The following is a 22,126-nucleotide window of genomic DNA, read 5'->3' as shown; positions in this document are numbered from 1 at the left end:
GCGTCGGTTCAACAAGTCCCGCGCGATCGCGATCGACATGGAAAGTGCGACCATTGCCGCAAATGGCTTCCGTCTTCGCGTTCCCTACGGCGTGCTGCTATGCGTGTCGGACAAGCCGCTGCACGGTGAAATCAAACTGCCCGGCGCAGCGAACCGTTTCTATGAGCGTGCAATCGGGGAGCATATCCGTATTGGCATAGAAACGCTGGAGCGCCTTTCCGCCGACAAGGGCGCGAAATTGCACAGCCGGAAATTGCGTGCGTTTGACGAACCGCCTTTCCGCTAGTTGAACGGAAAAAGGCGCAGATACACGGCTGAGCCGGTATCCTGCGCCTTCGCCCTGGCTCACCTGAGCCTTAGCCGTTTAATGCAGCTTCGTGATCTTGGTGCCTTCAATGCTGATACCAGCCATCAGGCCCTTTTGGTCAAACACGAACGCATAAGCGTCTTCCTTCAGTGTAGAGGTCGACAGGTTTTCTGCAACTCCGGCATTCACCAGAACAACAGTCGGCCCGACGCCGATCTCCCAACCATCGGATTCTTCAAGATATTCGACCGCATCGTCGTTCATTAGGAACACGGCATAACCGTATGATTGCGCGCCTGCCTGCAGGCCCCATGAACCTGTGAAGGAGCTATAATAGTCGACAGTTGATCCGGCGCGGATCAGCTCACCCTCACCGTAGGCGCCGCCGAGGCCAAGGCCTGCCTTCACCATTGATGGGAAGACGAGAACGGCGCGGGATTGGCCATTGATGGCGCGTGCCGCAGAGTTCTCGCTGATCAGCTTGTTGAGGGCCGCGCGACTCCCGGCGTCGATTTGTGCCCGGTCCACTTCGTCAGGGAGCGATGAGCAGGCACTCAGGCCAAATGCGGAACTGGCGGCAAAGCAACCAGCCAGCAGGGCAAAACGAAACGTCTTCATGATCGGACTCCTTTACGATCCAGGTCACATAACTGTGGTAGGGCGGGGATGGTTCCCGAACGCGGCGCGCTTGGCGGGCGTGTCGCGCGGTGTCGGAATCAGCTGATTGGTTTGCCTCCGGTAACGCCGATGATTTCACCGCTTATATAGCTGGATTCCTGCGATGCCAGAAACACAAAAGTGGGGGCCAGTTCGGCGGGTTGGCCGGGTCGGCCCATCGGCGTTGCCTTGCCGAACTCCTGAACTTTTTCCTGCGTTTGGCCCCCGGAAGGTTGAAGTGGCGTCCAGAACGGTCCTGGCGCGACGCCATTGACCCGGATGCCCTTTTCGATGGCGCCTTGGGCAATTGCTTCAGTGAAGCCCCTGATCGCGAATTTTGTCGTCGCATAATCGAGCAGATATGGCGCGGGACTGAAACCCTGATTTGAAGTGACGTTTATGATCGCAGCGCCTGGCGGCATCAGGGGCAATGCAGCCTTTGTCAGCCAGAACAGTGCGTACACATTCGTCTTCATCGTTTCATCGAATTGCTCGTCTGTGATGTCTTCAATGCCGGGTTGGCGCACCTGCTTGCCGGCATTGTTCACCAGAATGTCCAGTCCGCCCAGTTTTGCTTGAGCGTCCTTCACCAGTTTCTGGCAGAAGCCCTTGTCCGTGAGGTTTCCCGGAATTGTATGGACGGTGTGGCCTTCCTTTTTCAGCAGTTCGACCAGCCACTGCGCGTCTCTCTCTTCTTCAGGCAAGTAATTGATGCAGATTTCTGCACCCTCTCTCGCATAGGCGATCGCAACCGCGCGTCCGATGCCGGAATCCCCGCCAGTTATCAGAGCCTTACGACCTTTCAGGCGACCAAAGCCCTGATAGCTGGCTTCGCCATGGTCTGCCTTGGGGTCCATCTTGTGATCGAAGCCGGGTTTGTCCTGCGGCTGTTTCGGGAAGGGGGGCTTGGGGTATTGCGTCCGCGGATCGCGCATGGCGTACTGGTTTTCAACTGTGTCTGACATGGTGGCCTCGTAAGTGGGTGACTAGCCAAACAACAGTCCCGAACGCCGAGGGTTCCGGACAGTGTCGAACCTGAGCGGCGACCTGGGACAGGGATCCGGAATGATCGGGTGAACCTGAACTGAACAAACGGGCCTGTCGGCGTTCAGGCGTGGTCTGGCTTACGATTTTGTAACGCAAACCAAAGAGGGGGCTGATCCATGACAGACTGGGTCGAACAGATAGATATCAACCAATACCTGCCGGGCGCACTGGCCTGGGCAACCAACATATTGCTGGCAATCGTAATCCTGATCGTCGGATTCTGGATCGCCGGGCGGATCGGGAAAAGCATCCGCAACATGGGCGAGCGGAATGCGCGCCTTGATGACACCCTGTTCCGGTTTCTCGGCAGCGTCGCCAAATATGTGATTTTGGCGTTCGTCATCATCGCGGTGCTCAACCGGTTCGGTGTTGAAACGACGTCAATCGTCGCCTTGCTGGGTGCCGCCGGTCTGGCGGTGGGTCTTGCGCTTCAGGGAGCAATGTCAAATCTGGCGGCTGGCGTGATGCTAATGGTGTTCCGGCCCTACCGTGTGGGCGAATTCATCGATGCGGCGGGCAAGTTCGGGAAGGTAGAGGAAATAACGCTGTTCACCACTGTGCTTCAGACGTTCGACAATCAGCAGATCATCATTCCCAACAGTCAGATCTGGGGCGATCAGATCATCAATCATAGCCACCATCCCGTGCGCGGCGTGGATATGCATTTCGGCGTCGCCTATGGCGAGGACATCGACAAGGCACGTGCAACCATCGAAAAGGTTCTGGCTGATCATCCGCATGTTCTCAAAGATCCGGCTCCCTTTGTGGAGGTTGAGACCCTGAACGACAGTTCGGTGGATTTCCTGGTGCGTCCGTTCTGCGATGGCGCGCACTATTTCGATGTGCGTTATTCGCTGCCGGAGCAGGTGAAGAAGGCACTGGATGCAGCTGGTATCGAGATTCCGTTCCCGCACCGCAAGGTGATTGTGGTCAACGAATAGGCCGAGACTGTCTGGGGGAGGTCACAAAACCTTCCCCAACGCTCATCTGGACGCGGGCGCGCATGCGGGCTAGGTCGCCAGCATGACAGACAGAATCTATTCGCTTCAGGGCGTTCGCAATTTTCGTGATTTTGGCGGGTATAAATCCCGTTATGGCGGCCAGATCAAACGGGGGCGCTTGTTCCGGTCCGGCCATTATGCTGAGGCGACCGAGGATGATCTGAAAGCGCTGGGCGCCCTGGACATCCACCTGCAGGCCGATCTTCGCCGCCCTGATGAGCGCGAACGCAATGTCGCCCGCTGGTCTGCCCCGAACACGCTGACCCATGATGGCGGGCGTGAGCATGAAGCGCCACACGCGCAATTCCTGAAAAAGGTCGAGGCTGACGCCCAGAAGGCCGATGACTGGATGAACGACTATTATGCGCTCGCGCCGTTCAAGGCACATCATGCGGAATTGTTTTCCAGCTGGTTTGAGCATCTCGCTGGACTGGAAGGGCAAGCCGCAGGGCTTGTGAACTGCGCCGCTGGCAAGGACCGCACCGGCATTCTCTGTGCCTTGACGCATCATGTGCTAGGCGTCGAAGAGGCAGATTTGCGGGCCGACTATGAGCTGACCAATACGGCGGTGAATGTCGATGAATTCCTGCCCCAGGCTGCTGCCTTCTTTAATGAGCAGGTTGGCAAGGTTTATGAGCCTGAAGTTTTTCGCCCCTTCCTCGGTGTTCGGCTGCGTTACCTCGATACGGCCTTCAATGTGATTCATGACAAGCATGGCACTGTTGACGCCTATCTGGCGGAAGTTCTGGGCGTGGATGACGCGGCTCAAGAACAGCTTCGGGCGCATCTGTTGGAAGTGTGAGCCGCGCCTTCCACTTTATTCGACACTCGCCCCATTGCCGCAGCGCCCTGAGACTCGCTAAAGTCGCGCCCGATGAGCGATTCCGAACTCCCCGAAGAACGCGACGACCAGACCTTCTCCATGTTCGGGGAGGATGAGGCTCCGAAATCGGAGGCTTATCAGGTCCTTGCGCGTAAATACCGGCCACGCCGGTTCGAGGATCTGATCGGACAGGAGGCGATGGTTCGTACGCTCTCCAATGCGTTCGAGACGGGCCGCGTGGCGCATGCGTTCATGTTGACCGGTGTGCGCGGCGTCGGGAAGACCACGACGGCGCGCCTTCTGGCCCGCGCGCTCAACTATCAATCCGATGATCATGATGGGCCGTCCATCCGTCTCGACCCGAAGGGCGAGCATTGCGACGCCATCATGGCGAGCCGGCATCCGGATGTGCTGGAGCTGGACGCTGCCAGTCGCACGGGTGTTGCCGATATGCGCGACCTGCTGGATGGGGCGCGATATGCGCCGGTATCGGCCCGCCACAAGGTCTACATCATTGACGAAGTTCATATGCTTTCGACGGCGGCGTTCAACGCGCTGCTTAAGACTCTGGAAGAACCGCCACCGCATGTGAAGTTCATTTTTGCGACCACAGAAATTCGCAAGGTTCCGATCACGGTTCTGTCGCGGTGTCAGCGGTTTGACCTGAAACGGCTTGATGCGGTGAATCTCGCAGCGCATTTGGGGCGTGTCGCCGCAAATGAGGGAGCGAAAGTTTCAGAGGAGGGCCTCGCGCTGATCGCGCGCGCAGCGGAGGGCTCTGTGCGCGACGGGCTCTCCATTCTGGACCAAGCCATCGTCCAGACGATGGATGGTGAGGAAGTCACCGGAGCCGCAGTGCGGGATATGCTGGGGCTTGGCGATCGTGCGCGTCTTCTGGATGCATTCGAGAAGGCGATTTCCGGCAACGCGCCGGAAGCGCTGGCCGAAGTAAAGGACCAGATCCATGCCGGCGCGGACCCTGCCGTGATCCTGAAAGACCTTATGGATGTATGCGCGGATGTGTCCGTCGCGCAGGCGACCGGTGGCGAATTCCAGTCTGCCGGGCCCGCTGAATGGACGGAACGCACGCTCGCCATGGCGCAGAAGCTGACCGCCGCTCAGGCGTCGCGTTATTGGCAGATACTTTTGTCTGGGTTCAATGATCTTCAAACTGCGCCTGATACGGCGACGGCGTTGAACATGATTATCCTGCGTCTCGCAGCCGCTGCAAACCTTCCGTCTCCGGAAGAGGCGGCGCGCATGATTGCCGAAAAAGGCGGTGCGCCGGGAAAGCCTGAACAACACGGTATGGCCCCGTCTTCCGCCGGCGGGCTGGAGAGCTTTGCCCAGATCGTCGCCTATCTCGGCGAGCATCGAGAAGTGAATCTGCAGGTCGAACTTGAGCGATACGTGCGCCCTGGGCCGGTGCGGTATGGCTATTTCTCGTGCGAGCTGGAAGAGCAGGCGCCGAATGATCTTCTGGCGCGCCTGAAAGCCTTTCTGGAGCGAGATACAGACGATGACTGGGTGGTCGAGCAGATCCGTACCGACGCGGAAACCATGCGCCAGACCGAGATCCGAACCCGGGAAGAGCTATTTGCCGCTGCCGCCAGTCATCCCGCTGTCGCAGACGCCTTGAAGAGTATCCCCGGTATAACCATTGTTGATGTGACAGAGCCGCCGACGAGCGATGGCAATGTCATCGATTTGAACTCCAGACGAACGGCCTGAAGGAGGCCCGCTTCCCATGAAAGACCTTGGCAAGATCATGCAACAGGCCCAGCAGATGCAGGCCAAGATGCAGGAAGCGCAGGAGAAGATCGAGGCGACCGAGGCCGAAGGCGTCGCGGGGGCAGGCCTTGTCTCGGTTCGCCTCAAAGGCAAGGGGGATATGGTAAGTGTAAAGATCGACCCATCGCTCATGTCTGATGATGCCGAGATCGTTGAAGACCTCATCAAGGCTGCTCATTCCGATGCTCGCAAGCGTCTGGATGAAGCGATGGAGAAGGCGATGAAGGAAGCAACTCAGGGCCTGGGCGGCGGCATGCTGCCAGGGTTCAAGATGCCGTTCTAAGCCAGTCTAGTACAGTTCAGGTTCGGCAGTTCTAAACGCCGAAGCCATCCATCCGCGATGGAAAGCGGCGCGCATTGTCCAGTAATTTCGTTTTTGCTCTGACCATGCATGCAGCACGGCCATTCCGTAGCAGAAGCCCACTTTTGCCGCCGATGAAAGGACGGTCAAAGTGAGTGTCACCGGGTTGCGCGTTTTCAGATAGTGATAGCCAAAACTCATGCCGGAGCGAAACTTGCGTTGGCGAATCCACTCTGCATTCAGCCGCTTCGGGTCCACTGCTTCATGGACGATCGCAGCTTCACTGATCCCGAATTTGGCGCCTGAATACCATAGGCGGAAAAAGAACTCGGTATCTTCTCCGCCCGTTTTCCCCTTTTCCAAAAGGAAGCGCTGCCCTTTTACGAGTGAGGAGCTGGCACGCATCAGCGCGTTGCATGTGTGGCCCGTTTGAACGACACCAGCTCTCCGTACGGGAATGTTTGAGTGATAGTCCTGTTCGCGCATCCAGTCTGGAGCATTGTCAGGATACACCGCATAGGCCGGACCAAACACTGCGTCCAGTTCACGCGTCTTGGCCATCTGGAGCAAAGAAGCGAGCCAGTCTGGATCTGCGACTTCATCATCGTCGATAAAGGCGATCCATTCTGCCGTCGCAGCATCCAACCCGGCATTCCGGGCAAGGGAGATGTTATTTGCTGGCGCATGTATGTACGTCACGGGAACGGCAAGCGTCTTGGCAATTGCCTCGACGCGGTCTTTTGCGCTTGGTGTCTCATCGTTGTCGATCACGATGACCCGGTGTGAAGTACCTTTCGGCAAGTTCTGCAGATCCAGCGATCGCAATGTGTCTTCGATGGATGGTCTGCGATAGGTGCAGACGCAAATGTCGATCGTCACTTTGGCGACCTCGTTCCAGAGTTCTTGCGAGTAAAACATGCTGGTTGTAGTTGCCAGCAAATCCTGTGCCATGCTTTAGCGAATCCGCGCCTGGATTACAGTCCTATGTTTCTGCTGGCGGTAAAGTTCTCGCGATAAGCTCATTAATCAGGCGTTGCGCCTCTTCTGTCTTCCGTGGATCGCGGGCGTCAATCTGACAGTACCATACTAGTTCATTTGTCTTTGAGTTCACTANGAGGAGTTCTGCGGATTGTTCGATCCCATCCGGACCGGGCACGCCGCCGAACATGANNTCAAGACTGCCCTGAACGAGCCGGCTGGCAGAGCTTTCGAAATCATAGCGGACCCGAATGAGGGCAACGAGTCGGTCTGTCGGCTCAGCCAATGCAACAGATTCAGGGTCCAGCGTGCCCAGGTGTTGCGACAAGAGTTGAGCTCGATCCGTAGCGTTTCGAGATGGATCGAAAAGCTCTTCTGGCACCGTGCTGGATAAGGCTTCGGCAAGGTTAAGACGTGCGGTATCGCTTTCCTCCGGCCGTGGCTCTCGCATGCCGGCTGCGGTGACGAGCGTTACTTCAGCCAGCGGCGGAAGATATGTGATCTCTGCTGTCTCTGGCGGCTCAATATCCAACGGCGCGCGGGCAGGCGATGCGCACGCTACAAGCCCTGCCAGTAGGCCGATCCAGAATAGCCGCATCAATTAGCCCCTTTAGTGATCCGAGTGGAAAAGGGTATCATCCTTTGCGCGAAGTCAAGTTCGCCCGAAAATGAGCCCAATCATGGACACAATTTGCCGTTCCTTATATGTTCCGGCGAGAATCGTGCGAGGCAGAGCGAATGGAACCTGTTATCATTATTGGCGGCGCTGGGTTTGACGCTGCGCATCTCATCCTCTTTCTGTTGGCGCTTGCACTCGCGGGCACGGCATGGTGGTTGGCGAGCAAGTCGGGCGCGAAAGAAGAGCGGCTGACGCTCGATCTGGAACGGGCGACTGACGACCTCGACGAAGCGAAGCAACGCGCGCGGACACTGGAAGAGGTGGCGCGAAAAGCTGAACTCGAACTGGCTGAAGCGAAAGCAAGAAGTGCGGAGGATGAGCGCAAATTCGCCGAAATGGCGCAAGGCGTGCTGCAGAGAGCGAATGCTCAATTTCTTCAATTGGCAAATGAGACGTTCGAGAAGCACAAGGAAGGTGCTCAAGGGCATCTGAANGAACTGATGAAGCCGATCGGGGAGAATTTCGACGCGTTCAAGAAGCGGGTGGATGAGATCGAGAAAGTCAGGACTGAAGACAAGTCTGCCATTCAGGAACAAGTCAAAGCGATTCACGAAAGCCTGAAGACGAACACTCAGGAGACCGGCAAGTTGGTGAGCGCGTTGACCGCACCGAAGGGCGGAGGACGTTGGGGTGAAATGACGCTCCGCAACGTCATGGAACAGGCTGGGCTATCGGCGCATTGCGACTTTTCCGAACAGGTACACGACGATACAGAGCAGGGGCGGCAGCGTCCGGATGCCGTCATCCACTTGCCGGGGGGGCGTCAGATCGTCGTCGACTCCAAGGTTTCGCTCGCATCATACATGTCAGCCGTAAACGCNGAAGACCCNGCNGAACGGGCGGCGCACNTGAAAGCGCATGCTGCCAGCGTTCAGCGCCACGTGAATGGGCTCGCGTCAAAGGATTATCAGTCCAATCTGGGCGGACGNTTCGACTATATTGCCATGTTCATTCCAGGGGAAAACTTCTTCGCGGCNGCTTTGGAGCATTCGCCAGACCTGATCGAGAAAGCAATGAGCCGNCAGGTTATCGTCACAACGCCCACNACACTNATCGCGCTTGCGCGAACCGTCGCCCATCTGTGGCGGCAGCNTCACCAGAATGAAAATGCCATGGCTGCGGCTGAATTGGGGGCCGAATTGTACGGCCGTATGGGCGTGATGCTGGGCCATATCGAAAAGCTCGGGAAGTCTCTCAACGGGTCGGTTGATCACTTCAATTCAGCCATGGGATCTTTTGATAAACGGGTNCTGCCAACACTGCGCAAGTTCGAGGACATGGAAATCGCACCGCCTTCGAAAACCTTGTCTGAGCCGAAACAGATCGAAAACAGGGCGAATGTTTCTGAAAACACAGGAGAGCTGGACTTTGGGGCGCCGAAGAAACCCCTTGCCGCCGAATGAGGGGCAAGTGTTGACCATCCGGCCCAGCGTACATATTTCATCNTTATGGCTATCAGAGAAATCCTCACCGTCCCGGACCCGCGTCTGAAGGAAGTGTCGAAACCCGTCGAGGGTGGCGTCACTGACGACATTCGCGCGCTTATGGATGACATGCTGGATACGATGTACGACGCGCCGGGCATTGGCCTTGCTGCGATCCAGATTGGNGTTCCGTTGCGGGTGATCGTGATGGATCTGGCCAAGGAAGGTGAGGAGGCGCAGCCGCGCTATTTCGTAAATCCNGAAATCCTTCCTCTGACTGAGGACAAGGCCCCCTATGAAGAGGGGTGCCTGTCGGTGCCGGATATTTTCGAGGAAGTTGAGCGCCCGACAGAGTGCCGCGTGAAGTATCTCGACTATGATGGCAACGAGGTCGAGGAAATTGCGACCGGCATGTATGCGGTCTGCATCCAGCACGAGATGGACCATCTCGAAGGCACGTTGTTTATNGANTACCTNTCTCGCCTGAAGCGCCAGCGCGCCGTGGANAAGGTAAAGAAGATCAAGCGACTCAAGCAGAAGAGCGCAGCCTGATCCAGATGAGGAAACGCGGAAATCCTTTCGCGTTNTCNTGGNTCCGATGGATGTTGGCGCTGATTCTTGCCGCCGTTNTNGTATTTGTTGTTGGTGGAAGCGGGGTGGTGCCGTTCAGCATGACANCGGCAATGCGCTGACACNTCCTGGACTCTGCGCTTTCAAAAACGTCTCTGAGCGCTTATCTCCGACNGCATGACAAAACCTCTTCGTCTTGCCTTCATGGGCAGCCCCGATATCGCCGTCAGTGTGCTTCAGTCACTGATGGCGGCAGGCCATGAAGTCGTTTGCGTGTATTCCCAGCCGCCCCGGCCTGCCGGGCGGGGCAAGAAGTTGACCCCGACACCGGTGCATGCTTTCGCCGAAGCGAGAGGCATNGAGGTGCGCACGCCAAAATCCCTCAANAAGCCACCGGAGCAGGAGGCATTTGCTGCGCTGGAACTCGATGCAGCAATTGTGGTCGCCTATGGGCTGATCCTGCCTCAGGCTATTCTGGATGCGCCCAGGCTGGGGTGTCTCAACATGCACGCATCGATCCTGCCGCGCTGGCGTGGCGCAGCCCCAATTCAACGTGCGATTATGGCCGGCGACACGGAAACGGGTGTCGATGCGATGATGATGGAGGCGGGGCTCGACACAGGCCCGGTCGTCGNTACTGAACGTACACCCATCACGGTAGAAGACACCGCAGGCTCAGTTCACGATCGCTTGGCAGAATTGGCAGCACAGCTTGCGCCCCGCGCGCTGGCTGGGTTGGCGGATGGAAGTCTCACGCCTGTTCCGCAGGCGGAAGAAGGGATGACTTATGCCGCGAAGCTCGGCCCGGCGGACCAGCGCGTTGACTGGGGCAAGTCGGCGCGGGAGGTGGATTGCCAGATAAGAGGGCTTTCACCGTTTCCGGGTGCCTGGTGCGAATGGACGCCGCCGNGCAAGGATGTGCCAATCAGGCTGAAATTATTGATGAGCCGGCGGTCCGGGCGCGAAACGTCCGCGCCAGTTGGCATGGTTCTGGATGATCGTTTNCTCGTGGCTTGTGGCGATGGGGGCGCTGTGCGTATCCTCAAGCTGCAAAAACCAGGAGGGAAGCCGATGGATGCTGAGCAGTTCCTGAAAGGACAAGCAATTGCTCCGGATACGGTGTTCGGCTGATGAGTTTCTGGATTCGACCCGCCCGAGACGAGGATCTCGCGGAAATCATCGCCCTGAATGATCTTGCATTTGGTGGCAAGGACGAGGGCAGGATTGTGAAGGCTATGTCCGAAGGCGAAGACAGTGTTCTCTCCTTGGTCGCGAGCGATGACAATCTGATTGCCGGCCATATCCAGTTTTTCCGAATATGCATCGACGGCGCGCCAGTCGCCGTCGGATTGGGACCGATGTCGGTTCATCCTGATTTTCAGAAGACCGGTATCGGAAGCGGCCTGATCCAGATGGGGCTTATGGCGTTGGAAGGAGCAGGCGAACAAATTGTGTTCGTGTTGGGTCATCCCGAATACTATCCGCGATTTGGGTTTTCTGCGGATCTGGCTGCACCGTTCGATAGCGATTGGTCAGGCGAAGCGTTCATGGCGTTGCGCCTTCATCCCGATGCGCCAGCGTCCGGACGGTTGACCTATCCGCCTGCCTTTGGCTAGGGCAGCGCGATGCCACGATACAGACTGCTCATAGAATACAACGGTGGCCCGTTTCAGGGCTGGCAGCGCCTGCCAGGGCTCCCGACTGTGCAAGGCGCGCTGGAAGAGGCCGCGACCAAACTGGATGATGGCGCGCCAGTCGAAGTGTTTGGCGCGGGACGCACAGACAGTGGTGTGCATGCCACCGGGCAAGTCGCGCACATGGATTTGCAGATCGATCGTGGCCACAAGGTCGCCGATGCGATGAATTTCCATTTGCGTCCTCATCCGATTGCTATCCTGAAGGCCGAAGAAGTCGACGATGAGTTCAGTGCCCGCTTCAGTGCTACCGAACGCCACTATCGATTTATCATCGTCAACCGGCGGGCGGACCTGACACTGGAGCGTGGATTGGCCTGGCGCGTGCCGTCTGCACTTGATGCGGACAAGATGCACGAAGCGGCGCAACACCTGGTCGGGACGCACGATTTCACGACATTTCGCGACACGGATTGTCAGGCAAATTCGCCGCTTCGCACGCTTAATGCCATTTCCGTGTCGCGATATGGTGACAGGGTCGAACTGACCTGTCGCGCTCAGAGCTTCCTGCACAGGCAGGTGCGCTCAATGGTCGGCAGTCTGGTCGAAGTGGGCCGTGGCCGTCGCCCGGTGCAATGGATCAAGCAGATTCTGGAGGCTGCAGACCGAACGAAGTGCGGGCCAATTTCGCCGCCCGATGGCTTGTACCTCGAGAAAGTCGACTACGAGTGACGTATTGCTGACGCGAAGTCAGCCTGTTCTACAAAACGCTTCCGACTTAGCCTCCCTTCAAAACGACAAAGGGAGACAGGCAATGGCGATTGATTTCACGATTCCGGAGGATGCCAAGGAAGTTCGCGAGCGCGTGCGCCAGTGGGTGCAAGATGAGTGCATTCCCGCGGAGAAGGAAATGGCTGCGGGTAGGCCTTTCAAGGAGGTGTTGCCCGAATTGCGGAAGAAAGCGCGGGCGCGTGGGCTTTGGTGCCCCTTCATCCCGGTAGAGCATGGCGGCATGGGGCTTGGCCCGCTCGCCAATGCGCTCGTGCAAATGGAACTCGGCCAAAGCCACCTTGGCGCTCTGTCGATGAACTCTCAGGGGCCGGATGACGCCACCATGCTGACCCTGCTGGCACATGGTACGGTTTTTCAGAAAGAGACGTATCTGAANCCACTGCTGAATGGCGAAAAGCGGATTTGCTATTCGATGACGGAGAAAGCAGCCGGGGCAGACGCTACCGGGATGCAGACGCGCGCCGAGAAGGATGGCAAGGGAAATTACGTCCTGAACGGCGAGAAGTGGTTTTCGAGCGCGGCTACGGCAGCCGACATCGCCGTGGTCATGGCGAAGACAAATCCCGATGCGCCCCGCCATCAGCAATTCTCTACGTTTATCGTTGAGCTGCCAAATCCCGGCTACAAGATCATCCGGGATATCCCGACCATGGCAGTTCACGGGCCCCATTATGAGGAGATGGGCGGCGGACATGCGGAAGTGAAGATCGAAAACCTCGTTGTTCCCGAGGAGAATCTGCTCGGTGGGGAAGGGGGCGGATTCTCAATGGGCCAGCATCGTCTTGCCTATGGTCGCCTGCGCCACGGCATGCACAATGTGGCCATGGCTCAGCGGGCACTCGATCTTGCTACGGAACATGTCACCAATCGGGAAACCTTTGGCCAGCCCCTCGAAGACCGGCAGGGCGTTCAATTCATGCTCGCGGAGTGTGCCAGCCAGCTCTACATCGCGCGCCTCATGNTGATGCATATCGCCTACAAGGCGGAAAACGGCATGGATTTGCGCCAGGAAAACGGTATCGCCAAAGTCTATCTGGCNAATATGGTTCACAAGGTNGTGGACACAGCAATCCAGCTGCACGGCGCGCTTGGCTATTCGCTCGATACGCCTCTGGCCGCNTGGTACACACACATTCGTTCACAACGCCTGGTCGATGGGCCGGATGAGGTGCACAAATGGATCACGGGAAAGAATGTCATCCGCGCTTTCAAGAAGGATGGTACAACCGCCGGTGCGGCGGGGGGTGATTTGCTATGATCAAGCTGACGTTCTGCCTGCGACGATTGCCACATCTCAGCCGAGAGGAATTTCAAGTCTATTGGCGAGAGAAGCATGCACCACTGGTGGCGAAGCATGCGGAGGTTTTAGGGATCCTCCGCTACGTGCAGAATCATACATNGCATGATAATTTGAATGCCAGCATGCAGGCGAGCCGCGGTGGTCCTCCAGNTTATGATGGCGTCGCTGAGCTATGGTTCAAAAGCGAANAGGCCATGGCCGCCAANANCANCGCGGCGGCGGCAAAAGCCGGCGCCGAACTGCTGGAGGACGAAAAGAAGTTCATAGACNTGGCAAACTCTCCGCTCTGGTTTGGGGATGAGTTTGAAGTCGTGAGNTAGCTGACGACTTGCCCGAATGGAACTTTCAACTGTTTCACGTATTCTGCGCAGGTGAAACGGAACGAAATCGCAATCGGCAATCTTTGCTCGCTGGCAAATGGAGTATGCGTCAGTCTGATGATGCTTTGCATTGCGGTGGTCGGCCCGATAGCGTTTGCGCAATCATCAGGGCCGATCGAGGATCCTACGCCTGCTATCCAGACTCCGCCACCACAGGCGAGCGATTCAGAAATCAAGACGCGTATTTCCGGTATTTTCGATGAGATTGCTACGCTGCGCAAAGTGACCGTGGACGTAAGCCACGGTGTGGTCACTCTGGGTGGAGAAGTGGCGAACACGGCTGCGGAAGTTCGCGCTGAAGAAATTGCCCTGCGCGTGAATGGGGTTGTCACAGTTGAGAACCAGATAGAAAGAAGGTTATCGGTAGATAATGGTGACGGGCCGTTTTTCGGAGACCCCTCCGGGAGGCTGGACAAGCTTTACCGCGCTTTACCACTGTATGGCGCAGCCCTCGCGGTTTTCCTGTTCCTGGCTTTAGTGGGGCATCTTGTGGCCTCGTGGCGTAGCCTGTGGCGTTGGGCGCTCCCGAATCCCTTCCTTGAGGAGTTGGTGTCCGGCGCGTTCCGAATACTGATGCTGTTGGTTGCGCTGATCGTCTCGATGAATGTGCTTGGCGCGACTGCATTGATGGGAACGATCCTGGGCGGTGCTGGCGTGATTGGCCTGGCAATCGGCATTTCGGTCCGTGATACGCTGGAAAACTATGTGTCCTCAATCATGCTCAGTGTACGCCAACCGTTCCGGGCGAACGAGCACGTTGTCATCGATGAGCATGAGGGAAAGGTGATGCGGTTAACTTCGCGTTCGACCATCCTGATGACGCTGGACGGCAACCATCTACGCATTCCTAACTCCGCTGTCTTCAAGGCAGTGATTCTGAATTATACGCGTAACCCAGAGCGCCGTTTTGAATTTGAACTCGGTGTTGACGCAGCTGATGATCCTGTGGCGGCAATGCAGATAGGCCTTGATCGACTGAAGGCCATGTCGTTCGTGCTATCCCGCCCAGAGCCTGAAGCACTCGTGCAGACTGTCGGAGACTCAAATATTGTGCTGCGCTTCATGGGCTGGGTTGATCAAAGGCAAACGAATTTCGCCAAGGCCCGAGGTCTTGCGATCGTCGCTACCAAGGATGTCTTGGAAGAGGGGGGCTTCACCTTGCCGGAACCGATTTATCGTGTTCGCTTCGATAGCGGCGTGGAAGATGCATTAAAAAGCGCAAAGCCTGAAAGCCGCGGCGCTGGGGCAGCTGAACAGCCGCGCGTGAAAGCTCGACCGAGTTCAAATTATGATTCCGATGTCGCGGCTGACAATACGATTGATGAGAAAGTCGATGCCGAACGTGCCAGCAGTTCTGAGGCTGACTTGCTGGACGAACAAAGACCCGTTGAATAGGAATTTAGCTGCGATCGCTACCGAGTGCCATATCCAAATCTGTCAGCAGGTCCTTTGAATCCTCCAATCCGACCGACAGACGGACGAGGCCATCTGAAATGCCGTGGGCGAGGCGTTCTTCCTGAGAGTAGGTCGAATGGGTCATGCTGGCGGGGTGTTGGATCAGAGACTCGGCGTCCCCAAGGCTTACGGCGCGCTGGATGAGCTGTAGTCGGTCCATCATTCTCGTCCCGGCCTCAAACCCGTCGGCCAGTTCAAAGGCGATCATGCCGCCAAAGTCCGCCATCTGGCGTTTGGCCAGATCGTGCTGAGGGTGGCTTGGCAGACCGGGATAGTGCACGGCTGAAACGGCGGGATGCTGTTCGAGCCAGTTGGCGATGCGAAGGCCGCTTTCAGAATGGCGCATCATCCTTAGCTGGAGGGTTTTGAGGCCCCGGATGACCAGCATGGCGGTCAGGGGCGCCATCACTGAGCCGGTCATGTCCTTCACACCAATCAGGCGAATGTCCTGAACAAGGTCAGCCGGGCCACACACAGCACCTGCCACCAAATCTCCATGCCCGCCCAGATATTTGGTGGCGGAGTGGACAACCAGGTCCGCGCCAAGCTCAATCGGGCGCGTCAGCAAGGGCGTCGCGTAGGTGTTGTCTACAATGGTCAGCGCGCCGGCCTGTTTCGCGATTGACGACACCGCGGCGATGTCGACGAGGCGCATGTTGGGATTTGCTGGCGTTTCGAAGTACACAATCCGCGTCGTGTCGCTAATTGTCGCCTGCAGATTCTCCGGGTCTCTCAGATCCACATGCCGAACTTTGACACCGAAGCGAGACAATCCATCCCGCATGAACGCAAAGGTGCAGCCATAGAGCGTCTGGTCCGTGATGATCTCGTCGCCGGGTTTGACGAGCGTCCAGAGCGTCGAAGCAATCGCGCCCATTCCACTGGCCGTCGCAAGACCAGCCTCGGCCCCTTCAAGGTTCGCCAAGCGCGTTTCGAGGACTTCAAGCGTGGGGTTGGAGATGCGAGAATAGAAATGCCCTTCGGTTTCCCCCGCAAAAAGTGCCGAACCTGTTGCAGTATCGGGGAAAACGAAGGTAGACGTCATGTGGACGGGCGGAGTAAGAGAGTGCGAATGATTCGCAGGTGAGTAGCCATGATGAATGGCTCGGGTTGCAAATCCTGGATCGCGTGACGGTTTGAGGGCCATGGGGGAACCTTGCTGTCTGTCGAAGCAATATAGCAGCGCTCTCGGGACAGGTGCTGTCAATTTATGCCAAGCATGGCGTGATGATTGGCATATTATACCAGTTCGAGGGTGGTATGGATAAAATTGACGCTAAAATCGTTCAGGCCCTTCAAGAGGATGGCCGTCTGACGAATCAGGATCTCGCAGAGAAAATTGGATTGTCTCCATCTCCCTGTCTGCGCCGGGTTCGCAATCTGGAGAAGGCCGGTATCATCAAGGCCTATTCCGCGACGATCGACCAGAAGGCCTGCGGATACCCGATAACGTGCTTTGTCAGGATCCGCCTGTCTATCCATACAGAAGACACGATCCAGAAGTTCGAGAAGATTGTTGAGGAAACGCCTGAGATACTCGACTGCTACCTGATGGCAGGTGGCTCAGATTATCAGTTGCGAGTCGTAACGGGCAGCCTCGACGAATACGAGCAATTGGTAAGACAGACGTTTCAGAAGCTGCCGGGGATTTCATCGGTCGAGACCAGTTTCGCCTATGGCGTGGTCAAGAAATCCCGCGTGTTGCCGGTAAAGATCAATACCTGACCGGATGCGGGGCATTACGCCGCCGGATTGCCAGATTGGCAGCGCACCTGAGGTCGAGAAGCGGGAAAATCCGGCCTTCGGTGATCATGGCATAGGCGGGACAGTGTGACTTGCTATATAGGCTATCCATGAGCACAGATTCTCCCGCCAAACCCGCGCAAGAGCCCACTCTCGTTGAATCCCGCAACCGGACGAGCCGCCGGCCGGGCAAGTGGCGTATTTCAAACATCATTGATGGTCGCTCGCTGAGGGTGAAATTGACCACGGCAGCGCTTGATAATCTTGGGGACGCGCAGGCGATGCGCAAAGCGGCCCTGGATCATTTGCACGGCGCCATGTTCAGAGGCCGCATGATTGCGCAAGAACGACTGCAGCAAGGGGCGGACGGCCTGGATACGGCCCGATTACTTGCCGCCGTGCAGGATGAGGTTGTGCATGCGCTTTATGATTTCACCACCACGCACGTGCACCGTGCGCGCAACCCCACAGAGGCCGAGCGTCTCGCCATTCTCGCGACGGGAGGATACGGGCGAGGGGTGATGGCGCCGTCGTCAGATACGGACTTGCTTTTCCTGCGCGCCTACAAGGCCTCTCCGCACACGGAAAGCGTGATCGAGTACATGCTATACGCATTGTGGGACATGGGGCTGAAAGTTGGCAACGCATTCCGTACCCCAGCAGAATGTGTGAAGCTGGCTGCAGAAGACGTAACGATCAAGACGTCTCTGCTGGACTCTCGTTTCATCTGCGGTGATCAAGCTCTTTCCGACGAGATGATGTCGAAATTCATGAAGGAAGCCGTCGAAGGAAAAGACGCCGAGTTCATCATGGATAAGCTTGCCGAGCGCGACGCCCGTCATGCCCGACAGGGTGATGCGCGGTATGTGGTTGAGCCAAACATCAAGGAAGGCAAGGGCGGCCTTCGGGATCTGCAGACCCTCTACTGGATCGTGAAGCATATTTATGGTGGCGAGACTCTCGAAGACGTAATGAAGGGCGGACCGTTCACGCGTAGTGAGTATACGTCCTTTATTCGCTCGGCGAAGTTCATGTGGACGGTGCGTTGTCACCTGCATTATGTGACAGGGCGCGCGGAGGAACGTTTGAGCTTTGATCTGCAGCCGGAAATTGCGGCGCGTATGGGCTATCGGGACCGTACGGGGCAATTGGGTGTCGAGCGTTTCATGAAGCGCTATTTCCTCGTTTCGAAAGATGTTGGCGCGTTGACGCGCATTATCGCGGCGAAGCTGGAGGCTGAACAGAAGAAGAAGCCTGAAGGGTTCCGCAGACTGCTGCCACAGAAAACGCCGCAAGCCTTGGCTGACAAGGGGTTTGTGGTGGATGCCGGGCGGGTGAGCATCACATCTGAAGATGTGATGAAGGATGACCCGCTGAACATGCTCCGGCTCTTCATTATTGCCCGCCGGGAAGACAAGGATATTCATCCGAATGCCTTGTCGGCGATTACCCGGAACTTGCGTGCCCTGAATGAAAGCGTTCGCAGTTCCGATGAGGGAAGGCGGCTGATACTGGACGCTATTCTTGGCAGCAAGGAGCCTGGTCTCATCCTGCGGCGGATGAATGAGGCAGGCGTTCTGGGTAAAGCCATCCCCGAGTTTGGCGGTATCGTCGCCCAAACACAGTTCAACATGTATCATCATTACACGGTTGATGAGCATACGATCCGCGCAGTTGAGGCAATCGCGGAGATGGAGCAGNTCAATGCCGAGCGCGTNCCGCTTGCGACCGANATATTCCAGCTCGTTGAGAATCGCCGNGCGCTTTACCTTGCCATGCTGCTGCATGATACCGGAAAGGGAAAAGGCGANCANCAAATCGAAGGCATGAAGACAGCCACGCGGGCTTGTCAGCGTTTGGGCATTCCNGAAGACGAAACGGAATTGGTCGCCTGGTTGGTCGGCAACCATTTGGAGCTGAGTGAGACCGCGCAGAAGCGCGATATTTCTGACCCTCGAACCGTCACGCAGTTCGCCAATCTGGTTGGCTCGCTTGAGCGGTTGCGCTTGCTCTACATCCTGACGGCTGCGGACATTCGCGCAGTTGGACCGGGCGTTTGGAACGCCTGGAAGGGGCAGCTGATGGCAGACCTCTACCACAATACGGCAGCTGCCTTGCGCGGCGGTCGGGCGGATGAATCGGGCGTACAGGCGCATCTTGAAGCAAGAGCGGAAGCGCGGCGGGAATCTGTTGTGGAGGAGCTGGGAAGCATTCCGCCCACGCTGCTTGAGATGGAGACTGCATACTGGACAGGGTTTGATGTGCCGGACCTGACATGGCACGCCACAGCGCTGAAGGAGGGGGGGAGCGTCGTATGCTATCGCTTCCCGCCTGAAGGGGGGGCGCTCACGCTCATGGTCTGCGGGGAAGACCGGCCCGGCCTGTTTGCGGACCTTGCGGGAACCCTTGCAAATCTTGGAGCGAATGTTGTCTCAGCGCAGGTCTTTACCAATCGTAGCGGACGCATCCTCGACATCTTCATTCTTCAGGATGGCTCACAACAGCCTTATGGATTGAAGGACGCGTCCCGCCTGCAACGTCTGGAAACCGCATTGGAGCAGACCCTTTCGGGCACGAGCGTGAAAGAGCCAGCCGCTGCACGCATGGGACGGCGCGAAGCGGCCTTTCTGGTGCAACCATCCGCCCAGATACGGAATGATGTTTCGACGGAATATACGGTGGTCGACATCGCGGGCCGGGATCGTCCCGGGCTGCTTTATGATGTCGCGAGCGTTCTGGCAGAAAGCGATTTGTCTATCCATTCAGCGCATGTCGGATCGTATGGAGAGCGTATGTTCGATGCTTTTTACGTGCAGACGGCTGCTGGAGAGAAGCTCACGGATGCTGACCGGATTGAGACATTGAAAGAACGTCTTCTTGACGCATTGGGGCAGCATGAACCGGATGCACCNGAAACGCCGGCCAGGAAGCTGAAGCGATCACGCGCCGTGGACAGTTTCTGAGAATTCGATCAGGGGAGGCCGCATGAGCGTCGCTCGCAACACACTCGTGCAATCCTCGCTGACATTGGCCAGCCGCATTCTCGGTATGGTTCGCGACATTCTGCTTATCGCGAAAATTGGTGCCGGGCCGATTGGTGATGCCTGGGCAACGGCCCAACAGTTCCCGAACCTGTTCCGCCGGATTTTTGCTGAGGGGGCGTTCGCCTCTGCCTTTGTGCCGACATATGCCCGCACCTTGGAGGCAGAAGGTGCAGAGGCGGCGCGTGATGTGGCGCAGGAAGCGTTGAGAGTTCTGTTTGCGGCGACGGCAGCGCTGACCATCGTGGCGCAAATTTTCATGCCATGGGTGCTGTTGCTGATACACGGCGGACAGGCCGACGATCCGGAAAGCTATGGTTTGGCTGTGCTGCTGACGCGAATTACGATGCCATATCTGACGTTCATGGCCATCGCCGCCTTGTTGTCAGGGGTTTTGAACTCGGCCGAGCGATTTGTCTTGTCAGCAGGCGTGCCAACACTGCTGAATTTGTGTCTGATCCCGGCAGCCTTCGTCGCTCCGGACGCCGAGGGCACAGCCCTTGCCGCTGCGATGGCGTATTTTGTCGCCGGTCTTTTGCAGGCCGGCGCGCTTTGGTGGGGCGTCAATCGNCAAAAGGTTCGCCTCAGCCTGATTGGCTGGCCTAGGCTGACACCCGCCGTGAAGAAGGTTTTGAAGCTTGCCATNCCCGGAACGATCGCGGCGTCCGGTACCCAGATCAACATTATNGTCAGCCAGTCGCTGGCGAGTTTCGAAGTCGGGGCGAAATCCTGGCTATATGCGGCTGATCGCTTGTATCAGTTGCCCCTTGGTCTGGTCGGCGTGGCGGTTGGTGTCGCGATTCTTCCTCGTCTCAGCCGTGCTGCGCGCGCGAGCGATGACGGTTCCAGTCGACAGACAATGGATGAAGGGATCGGGCTTGCCATGGCGCTGACCCTGCCAGCGGCGGCGGCGCTGATGATTGCGCCGGTCTTTCTGATNGATGCGTTCTTTACGCGCGGCGAATTCTTGCCATCTGATGCGGCCATGTCCGGAAGCGCGCTGTTCCATTTCGCNTGGGGGGTACCTGCCTTCGTTTTGATCAAGGTGCTCGCGCCGGCATTTTTTGCGCGGGAAGATACGAAGACCCCAATGCGCTATGCGCTCGTCTCCGTCGTCATCAATACCGTGCTGGGCGCGGGTCTTTTCTTCTGGATGAAATCGAATGGCGGGGCTGGGTTTATAGGTCTGGCCATCGCAACCTCCGTTGCTGCCTGGATGAACACGGCGCTGTTGGCGATGACCTTGCTGGCGCGGGGATGGTATACGCCCGGTCCGCGTCTTGTTTCTGGTGTGGTGCGTGCAGCTTTGGCCACNGCGATCATGTCTGCNGCGGTCTGGTTCATGCTNCAAAACCTGCCCGAGATCCGCGCGGAGTTGTGGGATTCCCGGATCGCTTCTGCCGCAGCCATCGTGTTCGCGGGCGGGGTNATTTACGCNTTTGCCGCGCTTTTAACTGGGGCAATCCGCATTTCTGACATTCGACAGGCTTTGCGGCGNTAGACAAACGCGCTAAAGCGCCTGCCCATGACTGATACACCTGCATCCTATAGTGGCCCGCAACGNATTTTCTCGGGCATCCAGCCAACNGGCAACCTCCATCTGGGCAACTATCTCGGCGCCCTGAAGAAGTTCGTGGANNTGCAGNAAGATGGCTGGGATGCCGTTTACGCAGTTGTGGATTTGCACGCGATCACAATGCCGATGGAGAAGGGGGCTCTGCTCAGCCAGACCCGCCAGATTGCGGCGGCGTTCCTGGCCTGCGGCGTGGACCCCAAGAAATCCATCCTGTTCGCGCAGTCTTCAGTGAAGGCGCATGTCGAACTGGCATGGATCTTCAACTGTGTCGCCCGGATGGGTTGGGTCGAGCGGATGACCCAATTCAAGGACAAGGCGGGCAAGGATGCTGAGCGCGCTTCCGTTGGCCTGTTTACCTATCCGGTTCTGCAAGCGGCAGACATTCTGGCATACAAGGCAACGCATGTGCCCGTGGGCGAAGACCAGAAACAGCATCTGGAGCTCAGCCGCGATATCGCTGACCGCTTCAATCGTGAATATGATGCGCCAGGCTTTTTCCCGCTGCCAGAACCGCTCATCAAAGGGCCGGGCGCGCGCGTTATGAGCTTGAAGGACGGCACCAAGAAGATGTCGAAATCCGATCCATCGGAGCTCTCTCGCATCGCGCTTGTGGATGACGCCGACACG

Annotated in this window: 20 protein-coding genes and 1 pseudogene; 17 read left to right on the top strand and 4 right to left on the bottom strand. The window is 57.5% G+C overall.

The features are described 5' to 3' along the window. Positions 1–286, top strand: a pseudogene (locus CBB91_RS00805) (AMP nucleosidase); the annotation flags it as partial. Positions 287–364: 78 nt separating this feature from the next. Here CBB91_RS00805 and CBB91_RS00800 read toward each other — a convergent pair. Both CBB91_RS00800 and CBB91_RS00795 read right to left on the bottom strand, forming a co-directional pair. Then, positions 365–925 carry a YSC84-related protein gene (locus CBB91_RS00800; protein ID WP_035550926.1) on the bottom strand — a complete coding sequence of 187 codons (561 nt, stop codon included), beginning with the start codon at positions 923–925 and terminating at the stop codon, positions 365–367. A 98-nt stretch (positions 926–1,023) separates the two neighbouring features. Further along, complete coding sequence (locus CBB91_RS00795; RefSeq protein ID WP_273011121.1) at positions 1,024–1,929, bottom strand: SDR family oxidoreductase; 906 nt, start codon at positions 1,927–1,929, stop codon at positions 1,024–1,026. Between the two features lie 198 nt (positions 1,930–2,127). Here CBB91_RS00795 and CBB91_RS00790 point away from each other — a divergent pair, with 198 nt between their 5' ends. The 4 genes from CBB91_RS00790 (at position 2,128) to CBB91_RS00775 (ending at position 5,909) form a co-directional block, all read left to right on the top strand. After that, positions 2,128–2,952: a mechanosensitive ion channel domain-containing protein gene (locus CBB91_RS00790; protein WP_035550931.1), complete on the top strand. Its 825-nt coding sequence runs from the start codon at positions 2,128–2,130 to the stop codon at positions 2,950–2,952. Between the two features lie 82 nt (positions 2,953–3,034). Next, the gene (locus CBB91_RS00785) at positions 3,035–3,814 is read left to right on the top strand and encodes a tyrosine-protein phosphatase (protein ID WP_273011119.1); all 780 of its coding nucleotides are present in this window, start codon (positions 3,035–3,037) and stop codon (positions 3,812–3,814) included. Positions 3,815–3,886: 72 nt separating this feature from the next. Then, on the top strand, positions 3,887–5,566 hold the full coding sequence (locus CBB91_RS00780; RefSeq protein ID WP_273011117.1) for a DNA polymerase III subunit gamma/tau: 1,680 nt from the start codon (positions 3,887–3,889) through the stop codon (positions 5,564–5,566). 16 nt (positions 5,567–5,582) lie between these two features. Further along, on the top strand, positions 5,583–5,909 hold the full coding sequence (locus CBB91_RS00775) for a YbaB/EbfC family nucleoid-associated protein (protein WP_035550939.1): 327 nt from the start codon (positions 5,583–5,585) through the stop codon (positions 5,907–5,909). A gap of 6 nt (positions 5,910–5,915) precedes the next feature. Here CBB91_RS00775 and CBB91_RS00770 read toward each other — a convergent pair whose 3' ends face one another. Then, the gene (locus CBB91_RS00770; RefSeq protein WP_272981961.1) at positions 5,916–6,878 is read right to left on the bottom strand and encodes a glycosyltransferase family 2 protein; all 963 of its coding nucleotides are present in this window, start codon (positions 6,876–6,878) and stop codon (positions 5,916–5,918) included. A gap of 765 nt (positions 6,879–7,643) precedes the next feature. On the opposite strand from CBB91_RS00770, the gene rmuC reads away from it, so the two are divergent. From rmuC to CBB91_RS00730, 8 genes are all read left to right on the top strand, one after another. After that, positions 7,644–8,987 carry a DNA recombination protein RmuC gene (gene rmuC / locus CBB91_RS00765; protein WP_273011115.1) on the top strand — a complete coding sequence of 448 codons (1,344 nt, stop codon included), beginning with the start codon at positions 7,644–7,646 and terminating at the stop codon, positions 8,985–8,987. Between the two features lie 45 nt (positions 8,988–9,032). Next, positions 9,033–9,560: a peptide deformylase gene (def, locus tag CBB91_RS00760; RefSeq protein ID WP_273011114.1), complete on the top strand. Its 528-nt coding sequence runs from the start codon at positions 9,033–9,035 to the stop codon at positions 9,558–9,560. A 195-nt stretch (positions 9,561–9,755) separates the two neighbouring features. Further along, positions 9,756–10,709, top strand: coding sequence for a methionyl-tRNA formyltransferase (gene fmt, locus CBB91_RS00755; RefSeq protein ID WP_273011112.1), 954 nt, complete (start codon positions 9,756–9,758; stop codon positions 10,707–10,709). Further along, positions 10,709–11,194, top strand: coding sequence for an N-acetyltransferase (locus CBB91_RS00750; protein ID WP_273011110.1), 486 nt, complete (start codon positions 10,709–10,711; stop codon positions 11,192–11,194). The genes fmt and CBB91_RS00750 overlap by 1 nt, the downstream gene beginning before the upstream one ends. Positions 11,195–11,203: 9 nt before the next feature. Then, positions 11,204–11,944 carry a tRNA pseudouridine(38-40) synthase TruA gene (gene truA / locus CBB91_RS00745; protein WP_273011108.1) on the top strand — a complete coding sequence of 247 codons (741 nt, stop codon included), beginning with the start codon at positions 11,204–11,206 and terminating at the stop codon, positions 11,942–11,944. A gap of 82 nt (positions 11,945–12,026) precedes the next feature. Beyond that, complete coding sequence (locus CBB91_RS00740; protein WP_273011106.1) at positions 12,027–13,262, top strand: acyl-CoA dehydrogenase family protein; 1,236 nt, start codon at positions 12,027–12,029, stop codon at positions 13,260–13,262. Next, positions 13,259–13,624, top strand: coding sequence for an EthD domain-containing protein (locus tag CBB91_RS00735; protein ID WP_273011104.1), 366 nt, complete (start codon positions 13,259–13,261; stop codon positions 13,622–13,624). The genes CBB91_RS00740 and CBB91_RS00735 overlap by 4 nt, the downstream gene beginning before the upstream one ends. 117 nt (positions 13,625–13,741) lie before the next feature. Further along, positions 13,742–15,079 (top strand): mechanosensitive ion channel domain-containing protein, encoded by a 1,338-nt coding sequence (locus CBB91_RS00730; RefSeq protein ID WP_273011102.1) that lies wholly within the window; start codon positions 13,742–13,744, stop codon positions 15,077–15,079. Between the two features lie 4 nt (positions 15,080–15,083). Here CBB91_RS00730 and CBB91_RS00725 read toward each other — a convergent pair whose 3' ends face one another. Continuing rightward, positions 15,084–16,286, bottom strand: a complete 1,203-nt coding sequence (locus CBB91_RS00725; RefSeq protein ID WP_273011100.1) for a methionine gamma-lyase — start codon at positions 16,284–16,286, stop codon at positions 15,084–15,086. Between the two features lie 113 nt (positions 16,287–16,399). On the opposite strand from CBB91_RS00725, the gene CBB91_RS00720 reads away from it, so the two are divergent. The 4 genes from CBB91_RS00720 to trpS form a co-directional block, all read left to right on the top strand. Continuing rightward, complete coding sequence (locus CBB91_RS00720; RefSeq protein ID WP_035551356.1) at positions 16,400–16,864, top strand: Lrp/AsnC family transcriptional regulator; 465 nt, start codon at positions 16,400–16,402, stop codon at positions 16,862–16,864. A 128-nt stretch (positions 16,865–16,992) separates the two neighbouring features. Continuing rightward, positions 16,993–19,845, top strand: coding sequence for a [protein-PII] uridylyltransferase (locus CBB91_RS00715; protein WP_273011097.1), 2,853 nt, complete (start codon positions 16,993–16,995; stop codon positions 19,843–19,845). A 22-nt stretch (positions 19,846–19,867) separates the two neighbouring features. Then, a complete protein-coding gene (murJ, locus tag CBB91_RS00710) occupies positions 19,868–21,424 on the top strand; it encodes a murein biosynthesis integral membrane protein MurJ (protein WP_273011095.1) in 1,557 nt (518 codons plus the stop codon). A 24-nt stretch (positions 21,425–21,448) separates the two neighbouring features. Beyond that, on the top strand, positions 21,449–22,126 hold a 678-nt coding region (gene trpS, locus CBB91_RS00705), incomplete at its 3' end, for a tryptophan--tRNA ligase (protein ID WP_273011092.1).

The sequence above is a fragment of the Hyphomonas sp. TMED31 genome (genome assembly GCF_002172815.1).
GTDB classification, from domain to species: Bacteria; Pseudomonadota; Alphaproteobacteria; order Caulobacterales; family Hyphomonadaceae; genus Hyphomonas; species Hyphomonas atlantica.
Note: the sequence above shows the minus strand (reverse complement) of the source record. Positions and strands in the feature narration are given on the sequence as shown.

Excerpts from the sequence above, each read along its gene's own strand:
- CBB91_RS00775 (WP_035550939.1), top strand. The coding sequence starts at position 5,583 with ATGAAAGACCTTGGCAAGATCATGCAACAGGCCCAGCAGATGCAGGCC.
- CBB91_RS00795 (WP_273011121.1), bottom strand. The coding sequence starts at position 1,929 with ATGTCAGACACAGTTGAAAACCAGTACGCCATGCGCGATCCGCGGACG.
- truA (WP_273011108.1), top strand. The coding sequence starts at position 11,204 with ATGCCACGATACAGACTGCTCATAGAATACAACGGTGGCCCGTTTCAG.
- CBB91_RS00730 (WP_273011102.1), top strand. The coding sequence starts at position 13,742 with ATGATGCTTTGCATTGCGGTGGTCGGCCCGATAGCGTTTGCGCAATCA.
- CBB91_RS00720 (WP_035551356.1), top strand. The coding sequence starts at position 16,400 with ATGGATAAAATTGACGCTAAAATCGTTCAGGCCCTTCAAGAGGATGGC.
- CBB91_RS00790 (WP_035550931.1), top strand. The coding sequence starts at position 2,128 with ATGACAGACTGGGTCGAACAGATAGATATCAACCAATACCTGCCGGGC.
- CBB91_RS00800 (WP_035550926.1), bottom strand. The coding sequence starts at position 925 with ATGAAGACGTTTCGTTTTGCCCTGCTGGCTGGTTGCTTTGCCGCCAGT.
- CBB91_RS00725 (WP_273011100.1), bottom strand. The coding sequence starts at position 16,286 with ATGGCCCTCAAACCGTCACGCGATCCAGGATTTGCAACCCGAGCCATT.
- CBB91_RS00750 (WP_273011110.1), top strand. The coding sequence starts at position 10,709 with ATGAGTTTCTGGATTCGACCCGCCCGAGACGAGGATCTCGCGGAAATC.
- CBB91_RS00785 (WP_273011119.1), top strand. The coding sequence starts at position 3,035 with ATGACAGACAGAATCTATTCGCTTCAGGGCGTTCGCAATTTTCGTGAT.
- CBB91_RS00770 (WP_272981961.1), bottom strand. The coding sequence starts at position 6,878 with ATGGCACAGGATTTGCTGGCAACTACAACCAGCATGTTTTACTCGCAA.
- CBB91_RS00780 (WP_273011117.1), top strand. The coding sequence starts at position 3,887 with ATGAGCGATTCCGAACTCCCCGAAGAACGCGACGACCAGACCTTCTCC.